We start from the raw sequence: 25601 nt of genomic DNA, 5'->3' as shown, positions 1-25601 counted from the left end.
CACCTCCACCCGCTTCAAGGAACGTACCCATGGGATGGTTTAAAGACTTGCTGGGCACCAGCAACTGGCAGACCGCTGCGCCGACATCGACCGTTGCCAGTGGCCCACTCGGCTTGGCTCAGGGCAAAGCTGTCAGGTTCGATACGACGCTGGCGCTGCTGCTCGACGGCTCGACCACGGTGCGCGTGCCCTTCGATCAGGCGATCTGGAGTCACGGCTGGGTCGACCTCGGCCAGTCCAATAAACTGCACCGCTATTACATGAATGACGAGGATTTCTGGCTGCAGATCCACGTCACCGGTGACGATCAGATCGAATCGGTCACCCTGTTCAACTACCTCAGTTACGTGACCGTCAACAGTGACGCCGAACTGCAGCGCCTGGCCGGACCCAACAGCTCGATCGGTCTGCCGACCTACACCCACGCAGGTGTCGAATACACCCGCGAGTGGGGCACCGAGCACGGCCAGACCGAACTCGTACCGATGACCGAACAGGTGGTCAATCCGGACGAGAGCTACACCATCGAACACCACTCCATGCTTTATGCGCGCGAGACCGGCCTGACCGATCGCCGCGAACTGCTGCTGTTCTCCGTCGAACAGGATGAAGAAGGCACCGTCAGCCTGAGCACCTCGCTCGGCATCTCGCTGTACACGACAGATCTGAGCACCATTTAAAAAAGGAAGTTTTACATGCTGGAAGTGCTGGCCGTTTCCCTGAACAAAACCGCGCTGGTCGGTTTCGTCGTCTACCTCATCGGCGCCGTACTGCTGTTCATGCTGTTTCAATTCGTCTACACGCGCATCACGCCGCACAAGGAATTCGAGCTGATTCGCTCCGGCAACGTAGCCGCGGCCATCGCTTTGGCCGGCGCGATCATCGGCTTCGCGATTCCGGCCAGTAACGTGATTGCGTTTTCGGTCAATGTTCTCGATTTCGTACTGTGGGCGGTGATTGCCGCCGTCGTGCAACTGCTGGCGTTTCTTGCCACGGGCCTTGTGCTCAAAGGCACCTCCCAGCGCATCGCCAACGGTGAAATCGCTTCCGGCATTTACGTTGCAGCGGTCGCGATCAGCGTCGGCATGCTCAACGCCGCGTGCATGACACCGTCCAACTGATCGGCAGGAAGCCTTAGATGAAACGCAGCAAATACGTTCAGTTGTCTCTTGCCGCTTCGGTGGCCATGGCCGTTTCCGGCCAAGTGACAGCCGCGGATCAACCGCGCAATTTCCAGAACGTGGAACAGTGCGTCGACGCCGAAGTGGCTGCCGATGTCTGCTCCAACGCCTACGTCGCCGCTCTGACCGAACACCGGCGCATCGCCCCGGCGTACGACGCCAAGGCCAAGTGCGACGCAGATTTCGCCGCTGACTGGTGCCAGAAGAATTCCGACGGCCGCTTCGTGCCGAAACTCGGCGGCTTCAAAGTGCCGCAGGAAGGTGAGCCGGCGCAGAACCTCGACGCCATCGCCAATGCCCAGATGCCCGCCGGTAGTGCAACGGCGCAGAATGTGCAAAGCACTTCGCACGTCTCCAGCGGTGGCGGAAATGGCTGGCTGACCGGCTGGCTGATCGGCAACGCGATGAGCAACAACGCCGAACGCACGGTTTACCGCGATCGCGAAACGCGCCAGCCATACAACACCTCGACGCAGTACCGCAGAGCCGAAACCACGACGCGCAGCCAGCCGGATTACGAGAGCAGCAAAAGCAAACCGGTCAACGTGGCTTCTTCGACGTCACGCGGCGGCTTCGGCAGCCAGTCCAGCGCCCGTAGCGGCTGGGGTGGCTGGGGCAGCAGTTCTGGTTCTGGTCGTTCGAGTAGCTGACCATGAAGAAGATCCTCTGCGCCGAGCGCCCCGACTGGAAACAGACCGCCGAAAGCCTCGGCTTCATGTTCCACACCATCGACGACGAGCCGTACTGGGACGAAAGCGCGTACTACCAGTTCACGCTCGCGCAGATCGAAAACGATCTTGAGGACCCGACCACCGAACTGCACGAGATGTGCATGGACCTGGTCGACCGTGTGGTGCACAGCGAGGAACTGCTGGATCGCCTGAGCATCCCGGCGCCGTACTACGACATGATCCGTACTTCCTGGCTGGAAGGTCATCCGCATCTGTACGGCCGCATGGACTTTTCCTACAGCGGCAACGGCCCGGCAAAACTGTTGGAGCTCAACTACGACACGCCGACCAGTCTTTATGAAGCGGCGGCGTTTCAATGGGGCTGGCTGGAACAATGCATCGAGCGCGGCACGCTGCCGCGTCATGCCGACCAGTTCAACAGCATCGACACCCAGTTGCACCAGGCCTTCGCCGAATTACAGCTGAAGCGTCCGTTCTACTTTGCTTCGATGAAAGAGTCGGTCGAAGACAAGGGCACCACGGATTACCTGCGGTTGATCGCCGAGAAGGTCGGCATCGAATCACGGCACATCGATATTGAAGACATCGGCTTGACGGCTGAAGGGCGTTTTGTCGATCTGGAAGATCGCTGGATCCCGCATCTGTTCAAGCTGCATGCCTGGGAATTCATCTTCCACGAGCCGTTCGGCGCGGCGATTGCCGAGTGCGATACGCAGTTTTTCGAACCGGCGTGGAAGGCGATTCTGTCGAACAAGGGTGCACTGCCGTTGCTGTGGGAAATGCACAAAGGGCATCCGAATCTGCTGGCGGCGCATCTCGACCCGAACCCGGCAAGCGCGGTGCCTAAAGGCTGGGTACGCAAGCCGTACTTTTCCCGCGAGGGCGCGAACATCGAGTTGCAAACGGCTGATGGTCTGATCGTCAAAGAGGACGGACCCTACACGGATGCACCGTTTATCCTGCAGGAATTTGCGCCATTGCCGAAATTTGGTGACAGCTACACGTTGATCGGTTCCTGGGTGATTGGCGATCAGGCAGCGGGGATTGGTGTAAGGGAAGACAACAGCCTGATCACTAAAGATTCGAGCCGGTTTCTGCCGCATCTGATCCTTGATTGAAACCCGAATCCCTTCTGTGGGAGCGAGCCTGCTCGCGAAAGCGGTGTGTCATTCAACCATTTTTTGAACTGACCGACGCCTTCGCGAGCAGGCTCGCTCCCACAGTTGATCGGGGGGGGATTGCAGGTTATTTGCTCCACAAAAAAAGGCCCGTCGTTTAAGCGACGGGCCTTTTTATTTGCAGCGGTTACAGCAGCGAATCAGAACGGAATATCGTCATCAAAGCTGTCGAAATCCGGAGCCGGTTGCGGTGCGGCCTGCTGTGGAGCAGGAGCCGAACGCTGCTGTGGAGCCGACTGCTGCGGACGCGGCGCCTGCTGGCGTGGCGCTGGAGCGGACTGCTGGTAGTTGTTGCCACCGCCTTGTTGGTCGCCCTGCTGTGGACGGCCGCCGAGCAGCTGCATGGTGCCTTGCATGTCGACCACGATTTCGGTGGTGTAACGCTTGATACCGTCTTTTTCCCACTCACGGGTCTGCAGCTTGCCTTCGATGTAAACCTGCGAACCCTTGCGCAGGTATTCGCCGGCGATTTCCGCAACCTTGCCGAACATCGAAACACGGTGCCACTCGGTCTTCTCGACCTTCTGACCGGTTTGCTTGTCGGTCCATTGTTCGCTGGTGGCCAGACTCAGGTTGGTCACGGCGTTACCGTTAGGCAGGTAGCGAACTTCGGGATCCTGGCCGCAAGTGCCGACCAATATGACTTTGTTAACCCCACGGGCCATAACGTTCTCCTAGGCTTCGCAAGCAGCCCCGGCCGGGTTGTTCACCAGGCGTTCGAGGGTGTCGCGATCCACTAATTCTTTGTCCAGTTTGATGTAAACAGCCGCTTCATCGGCGACTATCACTGCATCGGTTACCCCTACGAGGGCCTTGAGGCGCTCGACCAGACCCGCTTCGCGGATCGCTTCGGGCGACAACGGCAAGCGCAGGCTCGTCACGTAGGGAGGTTCACGCATGGTAACAGCAAAGGCCAACCAAAGTGCAGCCAGCCCGGCACATCCAAGGAACACAACCGACAGACCGCCATGCTGAAACAGCCAGCCGCCGAGTATCCCGCCGAGTGCCGAACCGAGGAACTGGCTGGTGGAATACACGCCCATCGCCGTGCCCTTCCCGCCCGCCGGTGAAACCTTGCTGATCAGCGACGGCAATGAAGCCTCCAGCAGATTGAACGCAGTGAAGAACACCACCGTACCGATCACCAGAGCCCGCAGGCTGTCGCCGAACTGCCAGAAGAATAGCTCAGTCAGCATCAGCGTCATGACGGCGCCGAGCAAAACTCGTTTCATTTTGCGTTTCTTCTCGCCATAGATGATGAACGGGATCATGGCGAAGAACGAAATCAGCAGCGCGGTGAGGTAGACCCACCAGTGCTGTTCCTTGGGCAAACCGGCTTTTTCCACCAGCGCCAGGGGCAATGCAACGAAGCTCGACATCAACATGGCATGTAACACAAAGATGCCCAGATCGAGTCGCAGCAAGTCCGGATGCTTGAGCGTCGGCATCAAGGCCTGACGCGCCACGCCGGACTCGCGATGAGTCAACGGCCCGGTGGATTTCGGCACCATGAACATCACGATGACGATGCCCACCAGCGCCATGCCGCCGGTGGCAAGAAACAATCCAGAGAGCCCGAAAGCACGGGTCAACAGCGGCCCAACCACCATGGCCACGGCGAACGACAGACCGATGGTCATACCGATCATGGCCATCGCTTTGGTGCGATGTTGTTCGCGGGTCAGGTCGGAAAGCAGCGCCATGACCGCAGCGGAAATCGCCCCGGCGCCCTGCAGGATCCGGCCAGCGATGACGCCCCAGATCGAGTCGGCCTGAGACGCCAGCACACTGCCGAGGGCAAAGACGATCAGCCCGAGGTAAATCACCGGACGACGGCCTATGCGGTCGGAAATGATCCCGAACGGAATCTGGAAAATCGCCTGAGTGAGGCCGTAAGCGCCGATAGCCAACCCGATCAGGGCCGGGGTCGCGCCTGCCAGATCCATGCCGTAGGTCGCCAGTACCGGCAACACCATGAACATGCCAAGCATACGGAAGGCGAACACCAGGGCCAGACCGCTCGCCGCGCGGGTCTCGCTGCCACTCATGCGTTCGCTGTGGGGATCGTGCATGGAAAAACCTCGTGTGAACCGGCGGCGATTCTACCAGTCCCATCGGAAGACGGGGTATATCGCGACGCTTTGACGCGTATAGATGAAACTCTCTTCATCCGGGGCAAAAAACCCTTCGTTTGATAGTGTGCATCCATCCAGTATTTGCCCGTATACTCCTACGTTTTCGACGCCCGCCGAGCGAGGCCACTTTGGACAAGATCCTGATACGTGGGGCCCGTACCCACAACCTGAAGAACATCGACCTGACCCTGCCACGGGACAAGCTGATCGTCATCACCGGCCTGTCCGGATCCGGCAAGTCGTCCCTGGCCTTCGACACACTGTACGCCGAAGGTCAGCGCCGCTATGTCGAATCACTGTCGGCCTACGCCCGCCAGTTCCTGTCGATGATGGAAAAACCCGACGTCGACACCATCGAAGGCCTGTCGCCGGCGATCTCCATCGAACAGAAGTCGACCTCGCACAACCCGCGCTCCACGGTCGGCACCATCACCGAAATCTACGACTATCTGCGCCTGCTCTATGCCCGCGTCGGTACGCCGCGCTGCCCGGATCACGATATTCCACTGGAAGCGCAGACCGTCAGCCAGATGGTTGACCTGGTGCTGGCGCAGCCGGAAGGCAGCAAACTGATGCTGTTGGCCCCGGTGATCCGCGAGCGTAAAGGTGAACACCTTTCGGTCTTCGAAGAGCTGCGCGCACAAGGTTTCGTTCGCGCCCGGGTCAACGGCCGCATCTGTGAGCTCGACGAACTGCCGAAACTGGATAAACAGAAGAAGCACTCGATCGATGTAATCGTTGACCGCTTCAAGGTGCGCGCCGATCTGCAGCAACGTCTGGCCGAGTCTTTCGAGACTGCGCTGAAACTGGCGGACGGCATTGCACTGGTGGCGCCGATGGACGATGAGCCGGGCGAAGAGATGATCTTCTCCGCGCGCTTCGCCTGCCCGATCTGCGGCCATGCGATCAGCGAACTGGAACCCAAGCTGTTCTCCTTCAACAACCCGGCCGGCGCTTGCCCGACCTGTGATGGCCTGGGCGTGAAGCAGTTCTTCGACATCAAGCGGTTGGTCAACGGCGACCTGACTTTGGCCGAGGGTGCGATCCGCGGCTGGGACCGGCGCAACGTCTACTACTTCCAGATGCTCGGCTCACTGGCCTCGCACTACGGTTTCAGCCTCGAAGTTCCGTTCAACGAACTGCCGGCCGATCAGCAGAAATTCATCCTGCACGGCAGCGGCTCGCAGAACGTCGACTTCAAATACCTCAACGACCGTGGCGATATCGTCAAACGTTCGCACCCGTTCGAAGGCATCGTGCCGAACCTTGAGCGTCGCTACCGCGAGACCGAGTCGGCAAGCGTGCGCGAAGAGCTGGCCAAGTTCCTCAGCACTCAGTCGTGCCCGGATTGCCGTGGCACGCGCCTGCGTCGCGAGGCGCGGCACGTTTGGGTTGGCGAGAAGACATTGCCGGCAGTGACCAATCTGCCGATCGGTGATGCTTGCGAATACTTCGGCCAGCTGAAGATGACCGGCCGCCGTGGCGAGATCGCGGACAAGATTCTCAAGGAAATCCGTGAGCGTCTGCAGTTTCTCGTCAACGTCGGTCTCGACTATCTGTCGCTGGATCGCAGCGCTGACACCCTTTCCGGTGGCGAGGCGCAACGGATTCGTCTGGCCAGCCAGATCGGCGCTGGCCTGGTGGGCGTGTTGTACATCCTCGACGAACCGTCCATCGGCTTGCATCAGCGTGATAACGACCGACTGCTCGGCACGCTCAAGCACCTGCGCGACATCGGTAACACGGTAATCGTGGTTGAGCACGACGAAGATGCGATTCGTCTGGCTGACTATGTCGTCGATATCGGCCCCGGCGCCGGGGTGCACGGTGGGCAGATCGTTGCCGAAGGTACGCCGGCGGAAGTCATGGCACACCCGGATTCCCTGACTGGCAAATACCTGTCGGGCCGGGTGAAGATTGAAGTGCCGGCCAAACGTACACCGCGCAACAAGAAGCTCAATCTGTCGCTCAAAGGGGCGCGCGGTAACAACCTGCGCAATGTCGATCTGGATATCCCGATCGGTCTGCTGACGTGCGTCACCGGCGTGTCCGGCTCGGGCAAATCGACGCTGATCAACAACACGCTGTTCCCGCTGAGCGCCACGGCCCTAAACGGCGCGACCACCCTGGAAGCGGCAGCGCACGACAGCATCAAAGGTCTGGAGCATCTCGACAAAGTCGTCGACATCGACCAGAGCCCGATTGGCCGTACGCCACGCTCTAACCCTGCGACGTATACAGGGCTGTTTACGCCGATCCGTGAACTGTTCGCCGGCGTGCCCGAATCACGCTCTCGTGGTTACGGTCCGGGACGTTTCTCCTTCAACGTCAAGGGCGGTCGTTGTGAAGCGTGCCAGGGCGATGGTCTGATCAAGGTAGAAATGCACTTCCTGCCAGACATCTACGTGCCGTGCGACGTGTGCAAGAGCAAGCGCTACAACCGCGAAACCCTTGAGATCAAATACAAGGGCAAGAGCATCCACGAAACCCTCGAAATGACCATCGAGGAAGCCCGAGTGTTCTTCGACGCGGTGCCGGCGCTGGCGCGCAAGCTGCAAACGCTGATGGATGTCGGTCTGTCGTACATCAAGCTCGGACAGTCGGCGACGACGTTGTCCGGCGGTGAGGCGCAGCGGGTCAAGCTGTCCCGCGAACTGTCGAAGCGCGATACCGGCAAGACCCTGTACATCCTCGATGAACCGACCACCGGTTTGCACTTCGCGGATATTCAGCAATTGCTCGACGTGCTGCATCGTCTGCGTGACCACGGCAACACCGTGGTGGTGATCGAACACAACCTCGATGTGATCAAGACGGCCGACTGGCTGGTCGATCTGGGGCCGGAGGGCGGCTCCAAAGGTGGGCAGATCATTGCCACCGGCACGCCTGAGGATGTGGCCGAGATGAAGCAATCTCACACCGGCCATTACCTCAAGCCATTGCTGATCCGTGATCGGGCTTAAACGCCGGGCATGAAAAAGCCCCTGTCACTTCATCAGTGACAGGGGCTTTTTTGTATCGTTTTGCAATCAGGAAGTGTGAGATTGCAGGTAATTCTCGAGACCGATCAGCTTGATCAGGCCCAACTGCTTTTCCAGCCAGTAGGTGTGATCTTCTTCGGTGTCGTTCAACTGCACGCGCAGGATCTCGCGGCTGACATAGTCTTTGTGCTGCTCGCACAGCTCGATGCCTTTGCACAGCGCAGCTCGGACTTTGTACTCAAGACGCAGATCGGCTTCGAGCATCTCCGGCACAGTGGTGCCGACATCCAGATCATCCGGACGCATGCGCGGCGTGCCTTCGAGCATCAGAATCCGGCGCATCAGTGCATCAGCGTGACCGGCTTCTTCTTCCATCTCGTGGTTGATTCGCTCGTAGAGCTTGGTGAACCCCCAGTCCTCATACATCCGCGAATGAACGAAATATTGATCACGCGCGGCCAGTTCGCCGGTCAGCAACGTGTTGAGGTAATCGATTACGTCTGGGTGGCCTTGCATCGCCCTACATCTCCCTACTTGAAAGGCTGTAGTTTGAACCAACCTGACTGGAAGGTCACCCGCTTCACGCAATAAAAGCGAAGATATTCTGAGAAAAGCAGCCTAAATAACGCAAAAACCGCCCGAATGAGGGCGGTTCTGCTTCTCGTTTAGACTTCGTTAAGCTGTACGTTGAGCAGCTTTGCGATTGCTTCTCCATACGCCGGGTCGGCTTTGTAGAAATGCTGCAGCTGACGATCGACCACATCACTGGAAACACCCGACATGGCGCCGGCGATATTGCTGACCAGCAATGCTCTCTGCTCGTCGCTCATCAGTCGGAACAGCGCGCCGGCGTGGCTGTAGTAATCGGTATCCTCGCGGTGATCGTAGCGATCTGCAGCACCGCTCAAGGCCAGCGCTGGTTCAGCGTAACGCGGCGCTTGTTTCGGCGCTTCGGTATAGCTGTTCGGTTCGTAGTTAGGCGCGGCACCACCGTTGCTGCCGAACGCCATCGAGCCATCACGCTGGTAAGTGTTCACCGGGCTGAGTGGCGCGTTCACCGGCAACTGCTGGTGATTGGTACCTACGCGATAGCGGTGAGCATCGGCATAGGCGAACACGCGACCTTGCAGCATGCGGTCTGGCGAGAGACCAACGCCTGGGACCATGTTGCTCGGGCCGAACGCGGCTTGCTCGACTTCAGCAAAGTAGTTCTGCGGGTTGCGGTTCAGCTCCAACTCACCCACCTCGATCAACGGGAATTCTTTCTGCGACCAGGTTTTGGTGACATCAAAAGGATTCTCGTAATGTGCCGCCGCCTGAGCTTCGGTCATGATCTGGATGCATACGCGCCATTTCGGGAATTCACCGCGCTCGATCGCTTCGAACAGATCACGCTGGGCGTAATCCGGATCGGTGCCAGCCAACCGCGCAGCATCGGCCGGAGCCAGATTCTTGATGCCTTGTTTGGTCTTGTAGTGCCATTTCACCCAGTGACGCTCACCTTTTGCGCTGATCAGGCTGTAGGTGTGGCTGCCGAAGCCGTGCATGTGGCGGTAGCCGTCAGGAATGCCACGGTCGGAGAACAGAATGGTGACCTGGTGCAGCGCCTCGGGCGAATGCGACCAGAAGTCCCACATCATCTGCGCGCTTTTCAGGTTGCTTTGCGGCAGACGTTTTTGCGTGTGAATGAAATCAGGGAACTTCAGTGGATCACGGATGAAGAACACCGGCGTGTTGTTGCCAACAATGTCCCAGTTGCCTTCTTCGGTGTAGAACTTCAATGCAAAACCGCGCGGATCACGCTCGGTGTCGGCAGAGCCGCGTTCGCCGCCTACCGTGGAGAATCGCAAAAACGTCGGGGTTTGTTTACCGACAGATTCAAACAACTTGGCGCTGGTGTATTCGGTGATGTCGCGGGTCACGGTAAACGTGCCGTAAGCACCTGAGCCTTTAGCGTGAACACGACGCTCAGGGATGTTTTCCCGATTGAAGTGGGCGAGCTTCTCGATCAGATGAAAGTCGTCGAGCAGCAGCGGGCCACGCGGGCCGGCGGAGCGAGAATTCTGGTTATCAGCGACAGGTGCGCCACTGGCGGTCGTAAGCGTTTTGATCTGGCTCATACGGTCTTCTTCCTCTGTCAGTCTTGAAACTGCCGGCTAATCGGCTTGTCGGGAAGTATCGATCATCCATGTGATAGCTACAAATTCATTAACTTGCAGACATCGATAGATAATTACTAATTATGTTTCCCAGCACATAGTGACAACAGAGACATGTCAGAAGCTTGTATGAACAGCGCATTTTCTTGCAGGCACAAAAAACCGGGCACTAGGCCCGGTTCTTTGTTTCAGACTGACGTCTTACTCGGCGGATACAGCTTCGCCGGCAGTAGCACGATCAACCAACTCGACGTACGCCATAGGCGCGTTGTCGCCAGCGCGGAAACCGCACTTGAGGATGCGCAGGTAGCCACCCTCACGGGTAGCGTAACGCTTGCCCAGGTCGTTGAAGAGCTTACCAACGATAGCTTTCGAACGAGTACGGTCGAAAGCCAGACGGCGGTTAGCCAGGCTATCTGTCTTGGCCAGAGTGATCAGCGGCTCAGCAACGCGACGCAGTTCTTTGGCTTTTGGCAGAGTAGTTTTGATCAGCTCGTGCTCGAACAGCGACACCGCCATGTTCTGGAACATGGCCTTGCGGTGCGAGCTGGTGCGGCTCAGGTGACGACCACTTTTACGATGACGCATGGTTCATTCCTTACCAAACACTACGTTCGGTGATTACGACGATCAGGCAGTCGCCTTGTCGTCCTTCTTAAGACTTGCAGGCGGCCAGTTGTCGAGGCGCATGCCGAGGGACAGACCGCGGGAGGCCAGAACGTCCTTGATTTCAGTCAAGGATTTCTTGCCAAGGTTCGGAGTCTTCAACAGCTCTACTTCGGTACGCTGAATCAGGTCACCGATGTAGTAGATGTTTTCCGCCTTAAGGCAGTTAGCCGAACGTACAGTCAGTTCCAGATCGTCAACCGGGCGAAGCAGGATCGGATCGATCTCGTCTTCCTGCTCGACAACCACTGGCTCACTGTCACCTTTGAGGTCGACGAACGCAGCCAACTGCTGTTGCAGGATGGTTGCAGCGCGGCGGATAGCCTCTTCAGGATCCAGAGTACCGTTGGTTTCCAGATCAATAACCAGCTTGTCCAGGTTGGTACGCTGCTCGACACGGGCGTTTTCCACCACGTATGCGATACGGCGAACCGGGCTGAACGAAGAGTCAAGCTGCAAGCGACCGATGCTGCGGCTTTCATCTTCATCGCTCTGACGCGAGTCGGCTGGTTCATAACCACGACCACGAGCTACGGTGAGCTTCATGTTCAGGGCGCCGTTAGACGCCAGGTTAGCGATTACGTGATCGGGATTAACGATCTCGACATCATGATCCAGCTGAATATCGGCAGCGGTAACCACCCCCGAACCCTTCTTCGACAAGGTCAGCGTAACTTCGTCACGACCGTGCAGCTTGATGGCCAGACCTTTAAGGTTCAACAGGATTTCAATTACGTCTTCCTGTACACCTTCGATGGCGCTGTACTCGTGGAGCACACCGTCAATCTCGGCCTCGACTACTGCGCAGCCGGGCATTGAGGACAACAGGATGCGTCGCAGCGCGTTGCCCAGGGTGTGGCCAAAACCACGCTCGAGAGGCTCGAGAGTGATCTTGGCGCGGGTTGGACTGACAACCTGCACATCAATGTGGCGGGGTGTCAGGAACTCATTTACCGAAATCTGCATGGATGCACCTATTTTCTAGCCCTTACTTGGAGTAGAGCTCGACAATCAGGCTTTCGTTGATGTCGGCGGACAGATCACTGCGAGCAGGAACGTTCTTGAAAACGCCCGACTTCTTCTCAGTGTCTACTTCTACCCATTCTACGCGGCCACGTTGGGCACACAGATCGAGAGCTTGGACAATGCGAAGTTGGTTTTTTGCTTTCTCGCGAACTGCAACCACGTCACCAGCACGAACCTGATACGACGGAACGTTTACGGTCTGACCGTTAACGCTGATCGACTTGTGCGATACCAGCTGACGGGATTCGGCACGAGTCGAACCAAAGCCCATACGGTATACAACGTTGTCCAGACGGCATTCGAGCAGTTGCAGCAGGTTTTCACCGGTTGCACCTTTCTTGCCAGCAGCTTCTTTGTAGTAGCCGCTGAACTGACGCTCGAGAACGCCGTAGATACGACGGACCTTCTGCTTTTCACGCAGTTGGGTGCCGTAGTCGGACTGGCGACCGCGGCGTTGGCCGTGGATACCAGGTGCTGCTTCAATGTTGCACTTCGATTCGATCGCGCGCACGCCGCTCTTCAGGAAGAGATCGGTGCCTTCGCGACGAGCGAGTTTGCATTTTGGACCAATGTAACGAGCCATTCTTTACAATCTCCTGGATTACACGCGGCGCTTCTTCGGCGGACGGCACCCGTTGTGCGGGATTGGCGTCACGTCGGTGATGCTGGCGATCTTATAGCCACAGCCGTTCAATGCACGGACAGCAGACTCACGACCTGGACCTGGACCTTTGACGTTAACGTCGAGGTTTTTCAGGCCATATTCCAGCGCAGCTTGACCAGCACGTTCAGCAGCTACTTGAGCAGCAAACGGGGTGGACTTGCGGGAACCGCGGAAACCCGAACCACCGGAGGTAGCCCAAGAAAGCGCGTTACCTTGACGGTCGGTGATGGTCACGATGGTGTTGTTAAAAGAAGCATGGATGTGGGCGATGCCATCAACCACTGTCTTTTTAACTTTTTTACGAGGACGAGCAGCAGGTTTTGCCATGATTAATTTCCTGTCGATTCGCGTGGGCGATTACTTGCGGATCGGCTTACGCGGACCTTTACGGGTACGCGCGTTAGTCTTGGTACGCTGACCGCGTACTGGAAGACCACGACGATGACGCAGACCACGGTAGCAACCGAGGTCCATCAAACGCTTGATTTTCATGTTGATTTCGCGACGCAGGTCACCTTCAGTGGTGAACTTCGCCACTTCGCCACGCAACTGCTCAATCTGCTCGTCGCTCAGATCTTTGATCTTTGCGGCTGGGTTTACCCCAGTCTCTGCGCAAATTTTCTGCGCAGTAGTGCGACCAACACCATAGATGTAGGTCAGCGAGATAACAGTGTGCTTGTTATCTGGAATGTTAACGCCTGCAATACGGGCCATTCAGTGGGACTCCAATTGACAGCTACCTACGCCCCGGAAGCCAAGAAATAGGGCGCGAGATAATATCGCTGTAATAACAAATAATCAACCCGGCAGCGCACTAGCTGCCGGGCTTCAAGCAGATCACACTCAGCCTTGGCGCTGTTTGTGACGCGGTTCCGCGCTGCAAATTACTCGAACAACACCTTCGCGGCGAATAATCTTGCAGTTACGGCACAGCTTTTTCACCGATGCACGAACTTTCATCACCAACTCCTCGAACCTTATGGGTACTCAGCGCAACATGCCGCTGCCGTAACCCTTCAGGTTGGCTTTCTTCATCAGGGATTCGTACTGGTGCGAAACGAGGTGCGATTGTACTTGGGACATGAAGTCCATCACAACCACGACCACGATCAGCAACGAGGTCCCGCCAAGGTAGAACGGAACGTTTGCTGCAACCACCAGGAACTGGGGCAACAGGCACACGGCCGTCATGTAAAGAGCACCGAACATGGTCAAGCGAGTCAGAACGCCATCAATATAGCGCGCAGACTGCTCACCTGGACGGATGCCCGGAATAAAGGCACCGGACTTCTTCAGGTTTTCCGCTACGTCTTTCGGATTGAACATCAACGCCGTATAGAAGAAGCAGAAGAAAATAATCCCTGCACTAAACAGCAGAATATTCAACGGCTGACCAGGAGCGATCGACTGCGAGATGTCCTGCAACCAGCCCATACCTTCAGACTGACCGAACCAGGCACCCAACGAAGCCGGGAACAGCAAAATGCTGCTCGCGAAAATAGCCGGAATAACACCGGCCATGTTCACCTTAAGCGGCAGGTGGCTTGTCTGCGCAGCAAAAACCTTGCGGCCCTGCTGACGCTTGGCGTAGTGAACAGCAATACGACGCTGACCACGCTCAATGAACACCACGAAACCGATAATCGCTACTGCCAGCAAACCGATGGCAACCAAGGCGAAGATGTTGATATCACCCTGACGCGCAGACTCGAAAGACTGCCCGATTGCTCTCGGAAGACCGGCGACGATACCCGAAAAAATCAACATCGAGATACCGTTGCCTACACCACGCTCAGTAATCTGCTCACCCAGCCACATCATGAACATCGCACCAGCCACAAAAGTGGATACCGCGACGAAATGGAAGCCAAAGTCACCAGTGAACGCAACACCCTGCCCCGCCAGACCAATGGACATGCCAATAGCCTGAACGAGAGCGAGGATGACGGTGCCGTAGCGGGTGTACTGGCTGATCTTGCGACGGCCAGCTTCACCTTCCTTCTTCAACTGCTCCAGCTGCGGGCTGACGGCTGTCATCAGTTGCATGATGATCGATGCCGAAATGTACGGCATGATCCCCAATGCAAAGATGCTCATCCGTTCCAGCGCGCCGCCGGAGAACATGTTGAACAAGCTAAGAATGGTCCCCTCATTCTGTCGAAACAGGTCTGCGAGTCGGTCCGGGTTAATACCTGGGACCGGGATGTGTGCGCCTATTCGGTAGACGATAATCGCCAGGAACAGAAAACGCAGACGAGCCCAGAGTTCAGACATACCGCCTTTGCCGAGCGCAGAGAGAGCACCTTGCTTAGCCATTTATTCCTCGAACTTGCCGCCAGCTGCTTCGATAGCCGCACGCGCACCTTTGGTGGCGCCGATTCCCTTGCCGATAGTGACAGCGCGAGTCACTTCACCGGACAGCATGATTTTCACACGCTGTACGTTGACGTTGATCACGTTGGCATCTTTCAGGGACTGCACGGTGACGATGTCGCCTTCCACTTTAGCCAGCTCGGACAGACGCACTTCTGCGCGGTCCATGGCTTTCAGGGAAACGAAACCGAACTTCGGCAGGCGACGATGCAGCGGCTGTTGACCGCCTTCAAAGCCTGGAGCAATGGTGCCACCGGAGCGGGAGGTCTGACCTTTGTGACCACGGCCACCAGTCTTACCCAAACCGCTACCGATACCACGGCCCGGACGATGCTTTTCGCGACGGGAACCCGGCGCTGGACTCAGATCATTGAGTTTCATCGATTAACCCTCGACACGCAGCATGTAGTAAGCCTTGTTGATCATCCCGCGATTCTCGGGAGTATCCTGGACTTCTACAGTGTGACCGATGCGACGCAGACCCAGACCCTTAACGCACAGTTTGTGGTTAGGGATGCGGCCGGTCATGCTTTTGATCAGCGTTACTTTAACGGTAGCCATGATCAGAAGATCTCCTTGACGCTTTTGCCACGCTTGGCGGCAATGGATTCAGGAGACTGCATAGCTTTCAAACCTTTGAAAGTGGCGTGAACCACGTTTACCGGGTTAGTCGAGCCGTAGCACTTGGCCAGAACGTTCTGAACGCCAGCAACTTCGAGAACAGCACGCATAGCGCCGCCAGCGATGATACCGGTACCTTCAGAAGCAGGCTGCATGTACACCTTCGAAGCGCCGTGAGCGGACTTCATTGCGTACTGCAGAGTGGTGCCGTTCAGATCAACTTGAATCATGTTGCGGCGAGCAGCTTCCATTGCCTTCTGGATCGCAGCAGGCACTTCACGCGACTTGCCACGGCCGAAGCCAACACGCCCTTTACCATCACCAACCACGGTCAACGCGGTGAAAGTGAAGATACGGCCGCCTTTAACGGTTTTGGCTACGCGGTTAACTTGAACCAGCTTCTCAATGTAGCCTTCGTCGCGCTTTTGGTCGTTATTTGACATAACTTAGAACTCCAGCCCAGCTTCACGAGCAGCATCAGCCAGCGCTTTAACGCGGCCGTGATACTTGAAGCCAGAGCGGTCGAAAGCCACTTGCGAGACGCCAGCGGCCTTAGCACGCGTAGCGACCAGCTGGCCAACCTTTGTGGCCGCGTCGATGTTGCCAGTGGCACCATCACGCAGTTCTTTATCCAAAGTCGAGGCGCTTGCCAGGACCTTGTTGCCGTCGGCCGAGATGACCTGGGCGTAGATGTGCTGCGACGAGCGGAACACGCAGAGACGCACGACTTCGAGTTCGTGCATTTTCAGGCGTGCTTTGCGAGCGCGACGCAGTCGAGTAACTTTTTTGTCGGTCATTTGCTATGCCCTACTTCTTCTTGGCTTCTTTACGACGGACGACTTCGTCCGCGTAGCGCACACCTTTGCCTTTGTACGGCTCTGGTGGACGGAAGTCGCGGATCTCAGCGGCCACTTGACCTACCAGCTGCTTGTCGATGCCCTTGATCAGGATATCGGTCTGGCTAGGAGTCTCAGCGGTGATGCCTTCCGGCAGTTCGTAATCCACTGGGTGCGAGAAGCCAAGGGCCAGGTTCAGAACCGTGCCTTTTGCTTGCGCTTTGTAACCAACACCGACCAGCTGGAGCTTGCGCTCGAAGCCTTGGCTTACGCCTTGGACCATGTTGTTTACCAACGCACGCGTGGTACCGGCCATTGCGCGAGTTTGTTGATCGCCATTGCGAGCAGCGAAACGCAGCTCACCAGCTTCTTCAACGATCTCAACGGACGAATGGATGTTCAGTTCAAGAGTACCCTTGGCACCCTTCACCGAAAGCTGTTGGCCTGCGAATTTTACTTCGACACCGGCTGGCAGCTTAACGGGGTTCTTAGCGACGCGAGACATGCTTATCCCCCCTTAGAACACAGTGCAAAGAACTTCGCCGCCGACACCGGCAGCGCGCGCAGCACGATCCGTCATCACACCTTTGTTGGTGGAGACGATAGACACGCCAAGACCGCCACGAACTTTCGGCAGATCTTCAACGGACTTGTACTGACGCAGGCCTGGACGACTAACGCGCTTCACTTCTTCGATAACCGGACGGCCTTCGAAGTACTTCAGCTCGATGGACAACGACGGCTTAGCGTCGGTGGTGATCTGAAAATCCGCGATGTAACCTTCGTCCTTCAGGACTTTTGCTACAGCCGCCTTCAACGTGGAAGATGGCATGCTTACGACAGACTTTTCAGCCATCTGGGCATTACGGATTCGAGTTAGCATGTCCGCTAACGGGTCCTGCATACTCATGGGCTAGACGCTCCTAATACAGAAAAATTAGCCTTGCGGCTACTACTTGTCGCCGAGAACTTCCGGGCATGAAAAACACGGGCTCAGGCGAGCCGGTCATTCTAGACACACCCCAGAAATGAATCAAGCCCCAAAAGGGGCTTGATTCAGATTCAAGGCCACCGATGGTCAGGTTCTTGCGAACCCGAACATCGAGACTTTGACAGCAATTACCAGCTGGCTTTAACCAGACCTGGTACGTCACCACGCATTGCAGCTTCACGCAGCTTGTTACGGCCAAGGCCGAACTTGCGGTAAACGCCGTGCGGACGACCAGTCAGGCGGCAACGGTTACGCATGCGCGAAGCGCTTGCGTCACGTGGTTGCTTCTGCAGAGCTACGGTAGCTTCCCAACGTGCTTCTGGACTTGCGTTCAGATCAACGATGATAGCTTTCAGCGCTGCACGCTTGGTGGCGTACTTGGCAACGGTGAGCTGACGCTTCAGCTCACGGTTTTTCATGCTCTTCTTGGCCATTTTCCTACTCCAATCAGTTGCGGAACGGGAATTTGAAAGCACGCAGCAGAGCGCGGCCTTCATCATCGTTCTTGGCAGTGGTGGTCAGGGTAATGTCCAGACCGCGGAGAGCATCGATCTTGTCGTAGTCGATTTCCGGGAAAATGATCTGCTCTTTCACGCCCATGCTGTAGTTACCACGACCATCGAAGGACTTGGCATTCAGGCCGCGGAAGTCGCGAACCCGAGGCAGGGAGATCGACAGCAGACGATCCAGGAACTCATACATACGCTCACGGCGCAGAGTCACCTTAACGCCGATCGGCCATCCTTCACGGACTTTAAAGCCAGCGATGGATTTACGAGCGTAGGTCACAACGACTTTTTGGCCGGTGATCTTTTCCAGGTCAGCAACAGCATGCTCGATGACTTTTTTATCACCAACAGCTTCGCCCAGACCCATGTTCAGGGTGATTTTTGTAACGCGTGGAACTTCCATCACGTTCGAAAGCTTAAGTTCTTCCTTAAGCTTCGGTGCGATTTCCTTCCAGTAAATCTCTTTTAGTCGTGCCATGGTCTTCTACCTAGCAGTGTTCAAGCATCAACCGCTTTTTGGGTCGACTTGAAGACACGAATTTTCTTGCCGTCTTCTACTTTGAAACCAACGCGGTCAGCCTTGTTGGTTTCGCCGTTGAAAATGGCGACGTTAGAAGCGTCCAGTGGAGCTTCTTTTTCGACGATACCGCCTTGCACGCCCGACATCGGGTTAGGCTTGGTATGACGCTTTACCAGGTTCAGACCGCTGATAACCAGACGGTTATTAGCAAGAACCTTGAGCACCTTACCGCGCTTACCTTTGTCTTTGCCGGCGATCACGATGATCTCGTCGTCACGACGAATCTTTTGCATGTCGGATCTCCTTACAGCACTTCTGGGGCGAGCGAGACGATCTTCATGAACTTCTCAGTACGAAGTTCACGGGTCACTGGCCCAAAGATACGGGTGCCGATCGGCTCTTGCTTGTTGTTCAGAAGAACAGCAGCGTTGCCATCAAAGCGGATAATGGAGCCATCAGCACGACGTACGCCGTGACGAGTGCGGACTACAACAGCAGTCATCACTTGGCCTTTTTTCACTTTACCGCGAGGAATTGCTTCCTTCACGGTAACTTTGATGATGTCACCGATACCAGCGTAACGACGATGGGAGCCACCCAGCACCTTGATGCACATAACACGGCGAGCGCCGCTGTTATCGGCCACATCGAGCATGGATTGAGTCTGAATCATATAATTTCTCCGACCCCTAGTCCTTAGACTTCCACAGCGCGTTCGAGAACATCAACCAGCGCCCAAGACTTGGTCTTGGCCATAGGACGAGTTTCACGAATAGTGACTTTGTCGCCGATGTGGCACTGGTTGGTTTCGTCGTGCGCGTGCAGCTTAGTCGAACGCTTAACGTATTTACCGTAGATCGGGTGCTTTACGCGACGCTCGATCAGTACGGTGATGGTTTTGTCCATCTTGTCGCTGACAACACGGCCAGTCAGCGTACGGACAGTTTTTTCGGCTTCAGCCATGATCACTTACCTGCCTGCTGGTTGAGCACAGTCTTCACGCGAGCGATGTCACGCTTAACTTGCGAGAGCAGATGAGACTGCCCCAACTGGCCAGTTGCTTTCTGCATACGCAGATTGAACTGGTCGCGCAGCAAGCCGAGCAGTTGCTCGTTCAGCTGCTGTGCGGATTTTTCACGAAGTTCATTCGCTTTCATCACATCACCGTCCGTTTAACAAAGGCGGTGGCGAGCGGCAGCTTTGCAGCAGCCAGGGCAAAAGCCTCACGCGCCAGCTCTTCAGAAACACCCTCGATTTCATACAGGACTTTGCCTGGCTGAATCTGGGCAACCCAGTACTCCACACTACCCTTACCTTTACCCATACGAACTTCGAGGGGCTTTTTGGAAATAGGCTTGTCCGGGAATACACGGATCCAGATCTTGCCGCCACGTTTAACGTGACGGGTCAGAGCACGACGCGCTGACTCGATCTGACGAGCGGTGAGACGACCACGAGCTACAGACTTCAACGCGAACTCGCCGAAGCTGACTTTGCTACCGCGCTGAGCCAGACCACGGTTGTGGCCTGTCATCTGCTTGCGGAACTTCGTACGCTTAGGTTGCAACATTTGGCGTACCCCTTACTTAGCAGCTTTTTTACGAGGCGCTGGTGCTTGTGGTTTCAGCTCTTCTTGGCGACCACCAATTACTTCGCCTTTGAAGATCCAAACCTTTACACCGATCACACCGTAAGTGGTGTGAGCTTCGTAGTTGGCATAGTCGATGTCGGCACGCAGGGTGTGCAATGGCACACGACCTTCGCGATACCATTCAGTACGTGCGATTTCAGCACCGCCGAGACGACCGCTCACTTGGATTTTGATGCCCTTGGCACCAATGCGCATGGCGTTCTGAACTGCGCGCTTCATAGCGCGACGGAACATTACACGACGCTCCAGCTGCTGAGCTACGCTCTGCGCAACCAGCATACCGTCGAGCTCCGGCTTGCGGATCTCTTCGATATTGATGTGCACAGGCACACCCATTTGCTTGGTCAGGTCCTGACGCAGTTTCTCAACATCTTCACCTTTCTTCCCGATAACGATACCTGGACGAGCGGTGTGGATGGTGATACGTGCAGTTTGGGCCGGACGATGGATATCGATACGGCTTACGGACGCGCTTTTTAGTTTGTCTTGGAGATACTCACGCACTTTCAGATCTGCGAACAAGTAGTCCGCATAAGTCCGACCGTCTGCGTACCAGACGGAGGTGTGCTCCTTGACGATTCCCAGGCGAATGCCAATGGGATGTACTTTCTGACCCATCTCTTCGACTCCGTTACTTGTCAGCAACCTTGACAGTGATATGGCAAGACCGCTTGACGATGCGATCAGCACGGCCTTTGGCACGTGGCATGATGCGCTTCAGCGAACGCCCTTCGTTGACGAAAACGGTGCTGACCTTCAGGTCATCAACGTCTGCGCCTTCGTTATGCTCGGCGTTGGCTACGGCCGACTCCAGCACTTTCTTCATGATCTCGGCGGCTTTCTTACTGCTGAAAGCCAACAAGTTGAGCGCTTCGCCCACCTTCTTCCCGCGGATCTGGTCGGCGACCAAGCGGGCTTTCTGGGCGGAGATTCGAGCGCCCGACAACTTAGCGGCTACTTCCATTTCCTAACCCCTTAACGCTTGGCTTTCTTGTCAGCCACGTGCCCGCGATAGTTGCGGGTACCGGCGAACTCGCCCAGTTTGTGGCCGACCATGTCTTCGTTAACGAGAACTGGGACGTGCTGACGACCGTTGTGTACTGCGATGGTCAGACCGACCATTTGTGGCAGGATCATCGAACGACGCGACCAAGTCTTAATTGGTTTGCGATCGTTCTTTTCCGCCGCCACTTCGATCTTCTTCAGTAGGTGAAGATCAATAAAAGGACCTTTTTTCAGAGAACGTGGCACTGTCGTATCCCTCTATTTACTTGCGACGACGGACGATCATTTTGTCGGTACGCTTATTACCACGAGTCTTCGCGCCCTTAGTCGGGAAGCCCCATGGCGATACCGGATGACGACCACCAGAGGTACGACCTTCACCACCACCATGTGGGTGGTCAACCGGGTTCATGGCAACACCACGAACGGTTGGGCGAACGCCACGCCAGCGCTTGGCACCAGCTTTACCCAGCGAACGCAGGCTGTGCTCGGAGTTCGAGACTTCGCCCAGGGTCGCACGGCATTCAGCCAGGACTTTACGCATTTCACCGGAACGCAGACGCAGGGTAACGTAAACGCCTTCACGAGCGATCAGCTGAGCCGAAGCACCAGCGGAACGAGCGATCTGTGCGCCTTTACCTGGCTTCAGTTCGATGCCGTGTACGGTAGAACCGACTGGAATGTTGCGCAGTTGCAGAGCGTTGCCTGGCTTGATTGGAGCCAGAGCGCCTGCGATCAGCTGGTCGCCAGCACTCACGCCTTTAGGGGCGATGATGTAGCGGCGCTCGCCGTCTGCGTAGCAGAGCAGTGCGATGTGAGCAGTACGGTTTGGATCGTATTCGATACGCTCGACAGTGGCGACGATGCCATCTTTGTCGTTGCGACGGAAATCGACCATACGATAATGCTGCTTATGACCACCACCGATGTGACGCGTGGTAATACGGCCATTGTTGTTACGACCACCAGTCTTCGATTTTTTCTCGAGCAGCGGTGCGTGAGGAGCGCCTTTATGCAGCTCCTGGTTGACCACCTTGACCACAAAACGGCGGCCAGGGGAAGTCGGTTTGCATTTAACGATTGCCATGATGCACCCCTTCCTTACTCAGCACTGCTGCTGAAATCGAGATCTTGGCCTGGCTGAAGGGAGATAACTGCCTTCTTCCAGTCATTACGCTTGCCCAGACCGCGAGCAGTGCGCTTGCTCTTACCCAGAACATTCAGGGTAGTGACGCGCTCTACTTTCACGCTGAACAGGCTTTCGACGGCCTTCTTGATTTCCAGCTTGGTTGCGTCAGTAGCAACCTTGAAAACGAACTGGCCTTTCTTGTCTGCCAGAACCGTAGCCTTCTCGGAAACGTGCGGGCCAAGCAGAACTTTAAATACGCGTTCCTGGTTCATCCCAGCAGCTCCTCGAATTTCTTCACGGCCGACACGGTGATCAACACCTTGTCGTATGCGATCAGACTAACTGGATCGGAACCTTGAACGTCACGTACATCTACGTGCGGCAGGTTACGAGCAGCCAGGTACAGGTTCTGATCAACAGCGTCCGACACGATCAAAACGTCGGTCAGGCTCATGTTGTTCAGCTTGCCCAGCAGATCTTTGGTTTTCGGAGTTTCAACAGCGAAATCCTGAACCACGACCAGACGATCAGTACGCACCAGCTCAGCAAGGATGGAACGCATTGCTGCGCGATACATCTTCTTGTTCAGCTTCTGGGAGTGATCCTGTGGACGCGCTGCAAAAGTGGTACCGCCGCCACGCCAGATTGGGCTACGGATAGTACCGGCACGAGCACGGCCAGTACCTTTCTGACGCCATGGGCGCTTACCGCCACCACGAACGTCGGAACGGGTCTTCTGCTGCTTGGTACCTTGACGGCCGCCAGCCATGTAGGCCACGACTGCTTGGTGAACCAGCGTCTCGTTGAATTCGCCGCCAAATGTCAGTTCGGAAACTTCGATCGCTTGAGCGTCATTTACATTTAATTGCATGTCAGCTTCCCCTTAACCGCGAGCCTTGGCTGCTGGACGTACAACCAGGTTGCCGCCAGTAGCGCCAGGAACAGCACCCTTGACCAACAACAGATTGCGTTCAGCGTCCACGCGCACTACTTCCAGGGACTGCACGGTCACGCGCTCAGCGCCCATATGACCGGACATTTTTTTGCCCTTGAATACACGACCAGGAGTCTGGCACTGGCCGATAGAGCCTGGGACGCGGTGGGATACGGAGTTACCGTGGGTGTTATCTTGCCCGCGGAAATTCCAACGCTTGATCGTACCCTGGAAGCCTTTACCCTTGGACTGACCGGTTACATCAACCAGTTGACCAGCGGCGAAGATTTCAGCGTTGATCAGATCGCCAGCCTGGTACTCGCCTTCTTCAAGACGGAATTCCATGGTGGTGCGACCAGCGGCAACGTTCGCTTTAGCGAAGTGGCCAGCCTGAGCTGCTGTTACACGCGAAGCACGACGCTCGCCGACAGTGACTTGCACTGCACGATAGCCATCGGTCTCTTCAGTTTTGAACTGGGTGACGCGATTCGGCTCGATCTCAATGACCGTGACCGGAATGGAGACACCTTCTTCGGTGAAAATACGGGTCATACCGCATTTACGACCGACTACACCAATAGTCATGTTGTAAACCTCATGAGTGTACGGGGCTTTCACCCGCTATGGCCGCCCATTTCAGAGCGTTACACGACTAAGACCGAGTCTTAGCCGAGGCTGATCTGCACTTCCACACCGGCCGCAAGATCAAGCTTCATAAGAGCATCAACGGTTTTATCCGTTGGCTGGACGATGTCCAGAACGCGCTTATGAGTGCGGATTTCGTACTGGTCGCGCGCGTCTTTGTTGACGTGCGGAGAAACCAGAACGGTGAACCGCTCTTTACGGGTAGGCAGTGGAATTGGACCACGCACTTGAGCACCAGTACGTTTCGCGGTTTCCACGATTTCCTGGGTTGATTGGTCGATCAGGCGATGGTCGAAAGCCTTCAACCTGATACGGATTTGCTGATTTTGCATTGGATTTCAGACTCCGGCTGCTATTCCCACCGAGCGCAATACGCCCGTTAAAAGGAGGCGCAATTCTATAGACGCCCCAGATAGGTGTCAACCCAATAAAAAAGCCCCCGCTGAGCGGGGGCTTTTTCAAAGCATCAGGCAATCTCTATAAAAGAGAATTACGCGATGATTTTGGCTACGACGCCAGCGCCGACGGTACGACCGCCTTCACGGATAGCGAAACGCAGACCGTCTTCCATCGCGATGGTTTTGATCAGGGTAACAGTCATCTGAATGTTGTCACCTGGCATTACCATTTCAACGCCTTCTGGCAGCTCGCAGTTACCAGTCACGTCAGTAGTACGGAAGTAGAACTGTGGACGGTAGCCTTTGAAGAACGGAGTGTGACGACCGCCTTCTTCCTTGCTCAGAACGTAAACTTCTGCGGTGAAAGTGGTGTGCGGCTTAACCGAACCTGGCTTAACCAGAACCTGGCCACGCTCAACGTCGTCACGCTTGGTACCACGCAGCAGAACGCCGCAGTTCTCGCCAGCACGACCTTCGTCGAGCAGCTTGCGGAACATTTCAACACCGGTGCAAGTAGTAACGGTGGTGTCACGCAGACCAACGATTTCCAGCGGATCCTGAACGCGAACGATACCGCGCTCGATACGACCAGTCACAACAGTACCGCGACCCGAGATCGAGAATACGTCTTCGATTGGCATCAGGAACGGCTTGTCGATCATACGAACTGGTTCTGGGATATAGGTATCCAGAGTCTCAACCAGTTTACGAACGGCAGTGGTGCCCATTTCGTTGTCGTCTTTGCCTTCCAGCGCCATACGAGCCGAACCGATGATGATTGGAGTGTCATCGCCCGGGAAGTCGTAGGTGGACAGCAGGTCGCGAACTTCCATCTCAACCAGTTCCAGCAGCTCAGCGTCGTCTACCAGGTCAGCCTTGTTCAGGAAAACCACGATGTACGGAACGCCTACCTGACGGGACAGCAGGATGTGCTCACGGGTTTGTGGCATCGGACCATCAGCGGCCGAGCAAACCAGAATAGCGCCATCCATTTGAGCAGCACCGGTGATCATGTTCTTCACATAGTCAGCGTGACCTGGGCAGTCAACGTGAGCGTAGTGACGAATTGTCGAGTTGTACTCAACGTGAGCGGTGTTGATGGTGATACCACGAGCTTTTTCTTCTGGTGCGCTGTCGATCTTGTCGAAGTCAACGATTGCGGAACCGAAAACTTCGGAGCAAACGCGAGTCAGAGCAGCAGTCAGAGTGGTTTTACCGTGGTCAACGTGACCAATGGTGCCAACGTTGACGTGCGGTAGGGAACGATCAAATTTTTCTTTAGCCACGACAATTAACTCCTAGCCTAA

38 protein-coding genes are annotated in these 25601 nt (G+C 56.1%); 5 read left to right on the top strand and 33 right to left on the bottom strand.

Annotation, left to right across the window (positions count from 1 at the left end):
* Positions 1 to 29 precede the first annotated feature (29 nt).
* From KBP52_RS21820 to KBP52_RS21805, 4 genes are read left to right on the top strand one after another with little or no spacing between them, the layout of a single operon-like run.
* Positions 30 to 680, top strand: coding sequence for a DUF2491 family protein (locus KBP52_RS21820; RefSeq protein ID WP_212620936.1), 651 nt, complete (start codon positions 30 to 32; stop codon positions 678 to 680).
* A 15-nt stretch (positions 681 to 695) separates the two neighbouring features.
* A complete protein-coding gene (locus tag KBP52_RS21815; protein ID WP_016983572.1) occupies positions 696 to 1121 on the top strand; it encodes a DUF350 domain-containing protein in 426 nt (141 codons plus the stop codon).
* A gap of 17 nt (positions 1122 to 1138) precedes the next feature.
* Positions 1139 to 1831 (top strand): DUF1190 domain-containing protein, encoded by a 693-nt coding sequence (locus tag KBP52_RS21810; RefSeq protein ID WP_116029905.1) that lies wholly within the window; start codon positions 1139 to 1141, stop codon positions 1829 to 1831.
* A gap of 2 nt (positions 1832 to 1833) precedes the next feature.
* Positions 1834 to 2991, top strand: coding sequence for a glutathionylspermidine synthase family protein (locus tag KBP52_RS21805; protein WP_212620935.1), 1158 nt, complete (start codon positions 1834 to 1836; stop codon positions 2989 to 2991).
* A 200-nt stretch (positions 2992 to 3191) separates the two neighbouring features.
* Here KBP52_RS21805 and KBP52_RS21800 read toward each other — a convergent pair whose 3' ends face one another.
* Positions 3192 to 3716 (bottom strand): single-stranded DNA-binding protein, encoded by a 525-nt coding sequence (locus KBP52_RS21800; protein WP_008081898.1) that lies wholly within the window; start codon positions 3714 to 3716, stop codon positions 3192 to 3194.
* Positions 3717 to 3725: 9 nt separating this feature from the next.
* Positions 3726 to 5123: an MFS transporter gene (locus tag KBP52_RS21795; RefSeq protein WP_016983569.1), complete on the bottom strand. Its 1398-nt coding sequence runs from the start codon at positions 5121 to 5123 to the stop codon at positions 3726 to 3728.
* Positions 5124 to 5314: 191 nt separating this feature from the next.
* Here KBP52_RS21795 and uvrA point away from each other — a divergent pair, with 191 nt between their 5' ends.
* Complete coding sequence (gene uvrA / locus KBP52_RS21790) at positions 5315 to 8149, top strand: excinuclease ABC subunit UvrA (RefSeq protein ID WP_077574733.1); 2835 nt, start codon at positions 5315 to 5317, stop codon at positions 8147 to 8149.
* Between the two features lie 66 nt (positions 8150 to 8215).
* On the opposite strand, the gene bfr is transcribed toward uvrA, so the two are convergent.
* The 31 genes from bfr to tuf form a co-directional block, all read right to left on the bottom strand.
* On the bottom strand, positions 8216 to 8683 hold the full coding sequence (gene bfr / locus KBP52_RS21785) for a bacterioferritin (RefSeq protein ID WP_007918444.1): 468 nt from the start codon (positions 8681 to 8683) through the stop codon (positions 8216 to 8218).
* A gap of 149 nt (positions 8684 to 8832) precedes the next feature.
* Positions 8833 to 10287, bottom strand: a complete 1455-nt coding sequence (locus KBP52_RS21780; RefSeq protein ID WP_123593120.1) for a catalase — start codon at positions 10285 to 10287, stop codon at positions 8833 to 8835.
* A gap of 240 nt (positions 10288 to 10527) precedes the next feature.
* On the bottom strand, positions 10528 to 10914 hold the full coding sequence (gene rplQ, locus KBP52_RS21775) for a 50S ribosomal protein L17 (RefSeq protein ID WP_003176402.1): 387 nt from the start codon (positions 10912 to 10914) through the stop codon (positions 10528 to 10530).
* Positions 10915 to 10956: 42 nt separating this feature from the next.
* Positions 10957 to 11958, bottom strand: a complete 1002-nt coding sequence (gene rpoA, locus KBP52_RS21770; protein WP_003186012.1) for a DNA-directed RNA polymerase subunit alpha — start codon at positions 11956 to 11958, stop codon at positions 10957 to 10959.
* A gap of 22 nt (positions 11959 to 11980) precedes the next feature.
* Complete coding sequence (rpsD, locus tag KBP52_RS21765; RefSeq protein ID WP_003176404.1) at positions 11981 to 12601, bottom strand: 30S ribosomal protein S4; 621 nt, start codon at positions 12599 to 12601, stop codon at positions 11981 to 11983.
* A gap of 18 nt (positions 12602 to 12619) precedes the next feature.
* Positions 12620 to 13009: a 30S ribosomal protein S11 gene (gene rpsK, locus KBP52_RS21760; protein WP_002555466.1), complete on the bottom strand. Its 390-nt coding sequence runs from the start codon at positions 13007 to 13009 to the stop codon at positions 12620 to 12622.
* A gap of 30 nt (positions 13010 to 13039) precedes the next feature.
* Positions 13040 to 13396, bottom strand: coding sequence for a 30S ribosomal protein S13 (gene rpsM, locus KBP52_RS21755; RefSeq protein ID WP_009045849.1), 357 nt, complete (start codon positions 13394 to 13396; stop codon positions 13040 to 13042).
* A gap of 129 nt (positions 13397 to 13525) precedes the next feature.
* Complete coding sequence (gene rpmJ, locus KBP52_RS21750; protein ID WP_002555468.1) at positions 13526 to 13642, bottom strand: 50S ribosomal protein L36; 117 nt, start codon at positions 13640 to 13642, stop codon at positions 13526 to 13528.
* A gap of 27 nt (positions 13643 to 13669) precedes the next feature.
* Positions 13670 to 14998, bottom strand: coding sequence for a preprotein translocase subunit SecY (secY, locus tag KBP52_RS21745; protein ID WP_077574735.1), 1329 nt, complete (start codon positions 14996 to 14998; stop codon positions 13670 to 13672).
* A complete protein-coding gene (gene rplO / locus KBP52_RS21740) occupies positions 14999 to 15436 on the bottom strand; it encodes a 50S ribosomal protein L15 (protein ID WP_003228720.1) in 438 nt (145 codons plus the stop codon). It lies immediately after the preceding gene.
* A gap of 3 nt (positions 15437 to 15439) precedes the next feature.
* Positions 15440 to 15616, bottom strand: a complete 177-nt coding sequence (gene rpmD / locus KBP52_RS21735; protein ID WP_003176408.1) for a 50S ribosomal protein L30 — start codon at positions 15614 to 15616, stop codon at positions 15440 to 15442.
* 2 nt (positions 15617 to 15618) lie between these two features.
* The gene (rpsE, locus tag KBP52_RS21730) at positions 15619 to 16119 is read right to left on the bottom strand and encodes a 30S ribosomal protein S5 (RefSeq protein ID WP_003186035.1); all 501 of its coding nucleotides are present in this window, start codon (positions 16117 to 16119) and stop codon (positions 15619 to 15621) included.
* A 3-nt stretch (positions 16120 to 16122) separates the two neighbouring features.
* Positions 16123 to 16473, bottom strand: a complete 351-nt coding sequence (gene rplR, locus KBP52_RS21725) for a 50S ribosomal protein L18 (protein ID WP_003186037.1) — start codon at positions 16471 to 16473, stop codon at positions 16123 to 16125.
* 10 nt (positions 16474 to 16483) lie between these two features.
* Positions 16484 to 17017 carry a 50S ribosomal protein L6 gene (gene rplF / locus KBP52_RS21720; protein ID WP_003176412.1) on the bottom strand — a complete coding sequence of 178 codons (534 nt, stop codon included), beginning with the start codon at positions 17015 to 17017 and terminating at the stop codon, positions 16484 to 16486.
* Positions 17018 to 17029: 12 nt separating this feature from the next.
* On the bottom strand, positions 17030 to 17422 hold the full coding sequence (gene rpsH, locus KBP52_RS21715; RefSeq protein ID WP_077574736.1) for a 30S ribosomal protein S8: 393 nt from the start codon (positions 17420 to 17422) through the stop codon (positions 17030 to 17032).
* 209 nt (positions 17423 to 17631) lie between these two features.
* Entirely contained in the window at positions 17632 to 17937 is a 306-nt protein-coding gene (rpsN, locus tag KBP52_RS21710; RefSeq protein ID WP_003228726.1) for a 30S ribosomal protein S14, read from the bottom strand.
* 13 nt (positions 17938 to 17950) lie between these two features.
* On the bottom strand, positions 17951 to 18490 hold the full coding sequence (gene rplE, locus KBP52_RS21705; RefSeq protein WP_003176415.1) for a 50S ribosomal protein L5: 540 nt from the start codon (positions 18488 to 18490) through the stop codon (positions 17951 to 17953).
* Positions 18491 to 18510: 20 nt separating this feature from the next.
* Positions 18511 to 18825 carry a 50S ribosomal protein L24 gene (rplX, locus tag KBP52_RS21700; RefSeq protein ID WP_008081905.1) on the bottom strand — a complete coding sequence of 105 codons (315 nt, stop codon included), beginning with the start codon at positions 18823 to 18825 and terminating at the stop codon, positions 18511 to 18513.
* Positions 18826 to 18836: 11 nt separating this feature from the next.
* The gene (rplN, locus tag KBP52_RS21695; RefSeq protein WP_002555479.1) at positions 18837 to 19205 is read right to left on the bottom strand and encodes a 50S ribosomal protein L14; all 369 of its coding nucleotides are present in this window, start codon (positions 19203 to 19205) and stop codon (positions 18837 to 18839) included.
* A gap of 23 nt (positions 19206 to 19228) precedes the next feature.
* Positions 19229 to 19495 (bottom strand): 30S ribosomal protein S17, encoded by a 267-nt coding sequence (gene rpsQ / locus KBP52_RS21690; RefSeq protein ID WP_003194644.1) that lies wholly within the window; start codon positions 19493 to 19495, stop codon positions 19229 to 19231.
* Between the two features lie 2 nt (positions 19496 to 19497).
* Positions 19498 to 19689 (bottom strand): 50S ribosomal protein L29, encoded by a 192-nt coding sequence (gene rpmC, locus KBP52_RS21685; protein WP_002555481.1) that lies wholly within the window; start codon positions 19687 to 19689, stop codon positions 19498 to 19500.
* Complete coding sequence (gene rplP / locus KBP52_RS21680; protein ID WP_007896757.1) at positions 19689 to 20102, bottom strand: 50S ribosomal protein L16; 414 nt, start codon at positions 20100 to 20102, stop codon at positions 19689 to 19691. Before rplP ends, rpmC begins: the two co-directional genes overlap by 1 nt.
* A gap of 12 nt (positions 20103 to 20114) precedes the next feature.
* Complete coding sequence (rpsC, locus tag KBP52_RS21675; RefSeq protein WP_003176422.1) at positions 20115 to 20801, bottom strand: 30S ribosomal protein S3; 687 nt, start codon at positions 20799 to 20801, stop codon at positions 20115 to 20117.
* Positions 20802 to 20814: 13 nt separating this feature from the next.
* The gene (gene rplV, locus KBP52_RS21670; protein WP_003103908.1) at positions 20815 to 21147 is read right to left on the bottom strand and encodes a 50S ribosomal protein L22; all 333 of its coding nucleotides are present in this window, start codon (positions 21145 to 21147) and stop codon (positions 20815 to 20817) included.
* An 11-nt stretch (positions 21148 to 21158) separates the two neighbouring features.
* Positions 21159 to 21434: a 30S ribosomal protein S19 gene (gene rpsS, locus KBP52_RS21665; protein ID WP_011336172.1), complete on the bottom strand. Its 276-nt coding sequence runs from the start codon at positions 21432 to 21434 to the stop codon at positions 21159 to 21161.
* A gap of 16 nt (positions 21435 to 21450) precedes the next feature.
* The gene (gene rplB / locus KBP52_RS21660; protein ID WP_003228734.1) at positions 21451 to 22275 is read right to left on the bottom strand and encodes a 50S ribosomal protein L2; all 825 of its coding nucleotides are present in this window, start codon (positions 22273 to 22275) and stop codon (positions 21451 to 21453) included.
* Positions 22276 to 22289: 14 nt separating this feature from the next.
* The gene (gene rplW / locus KBP52_RS21655; protein WP_002555488.1) at positions 22290 to 22589 is read right to left on the bottom strand and encodes a 50S ribosomal protein L23; all 300 of its coding nucleotides are present in this window, start codon (positions 22587 to 22589) and stop codon (positions 22290 to 22292) included.
* Positions 22586 to 23188, bottom strand: coding sequence for a 50S ribosomal protein L4 (gene rplD / locus KBP52_RS21650; protein ID WP_007918468.1), 603 nt, complete (start codon positions 23186 to 23188; stop codon positions 22586 to 22588). The genes rplW and rplD overlap by 4 nt, the downstream gene beginning before the upstream one ends.
* Before the next feature lie 12 nt (positions 23189 to 23200).
* Complete coding sequence (gene rplC / locus KBP52_RS21645) at positions 23201 to 23836, bottom strand: 50S ribosomal protein L3 (RefSeq protein ID WP_003228738.1); 636 nt, start codon at positions 23834 to 23836, stop codon at positions 23201 to 23203.
* Positions 23837 to 23916: 80 nt separating this feature from the next.
* Positions 23917 to 24228 carry a 30S ribosomal protein S10 gene (gene rpsJ, locus KBP52_RS21640; protein WP_003186070.1) on the bottom strand — a complete coding sequence of 104 codons (312 nt, stop codon included), beginning with the start codon at positions 24226 to 24228 and terminating at the stop codon, positions 23917 to 23919.
* Positions 24229 to 24386: 158 nt separating this feature from the next.
* Positions 24387 to 25580 carry an elongation factor Tu gene (tuf, locus tag KBP52_RS21635; protein WP_077574737.1) on the bottom strand — a complete coding sequence of 398 codons (1194 nt, stop codon included), beginning with the start codon at positions 25578 to 25580 and terminating at the stop codon, positions 24387 to 24389.
* Between the last annotated feature and the right edge of the window lie 21 nt (positions 25581 to 25601).

It is taken from the genome of Pseudomonas sp. SCA2728.1_7, assembly GCF_018138145.1.
Lineage (GTDB): Bacteria > Pseudomonadota > Gammaproteobacteria > Pseudomonadales > Pseudomonadaceae > Aquipseudomonas > Aquipseudomonas koreensis_A.
The sequence above is the reverse complement of the archived record's forward strand: the minus strand, read 5'-3'. Positions and strand labels throughout refer to the sequence as shown.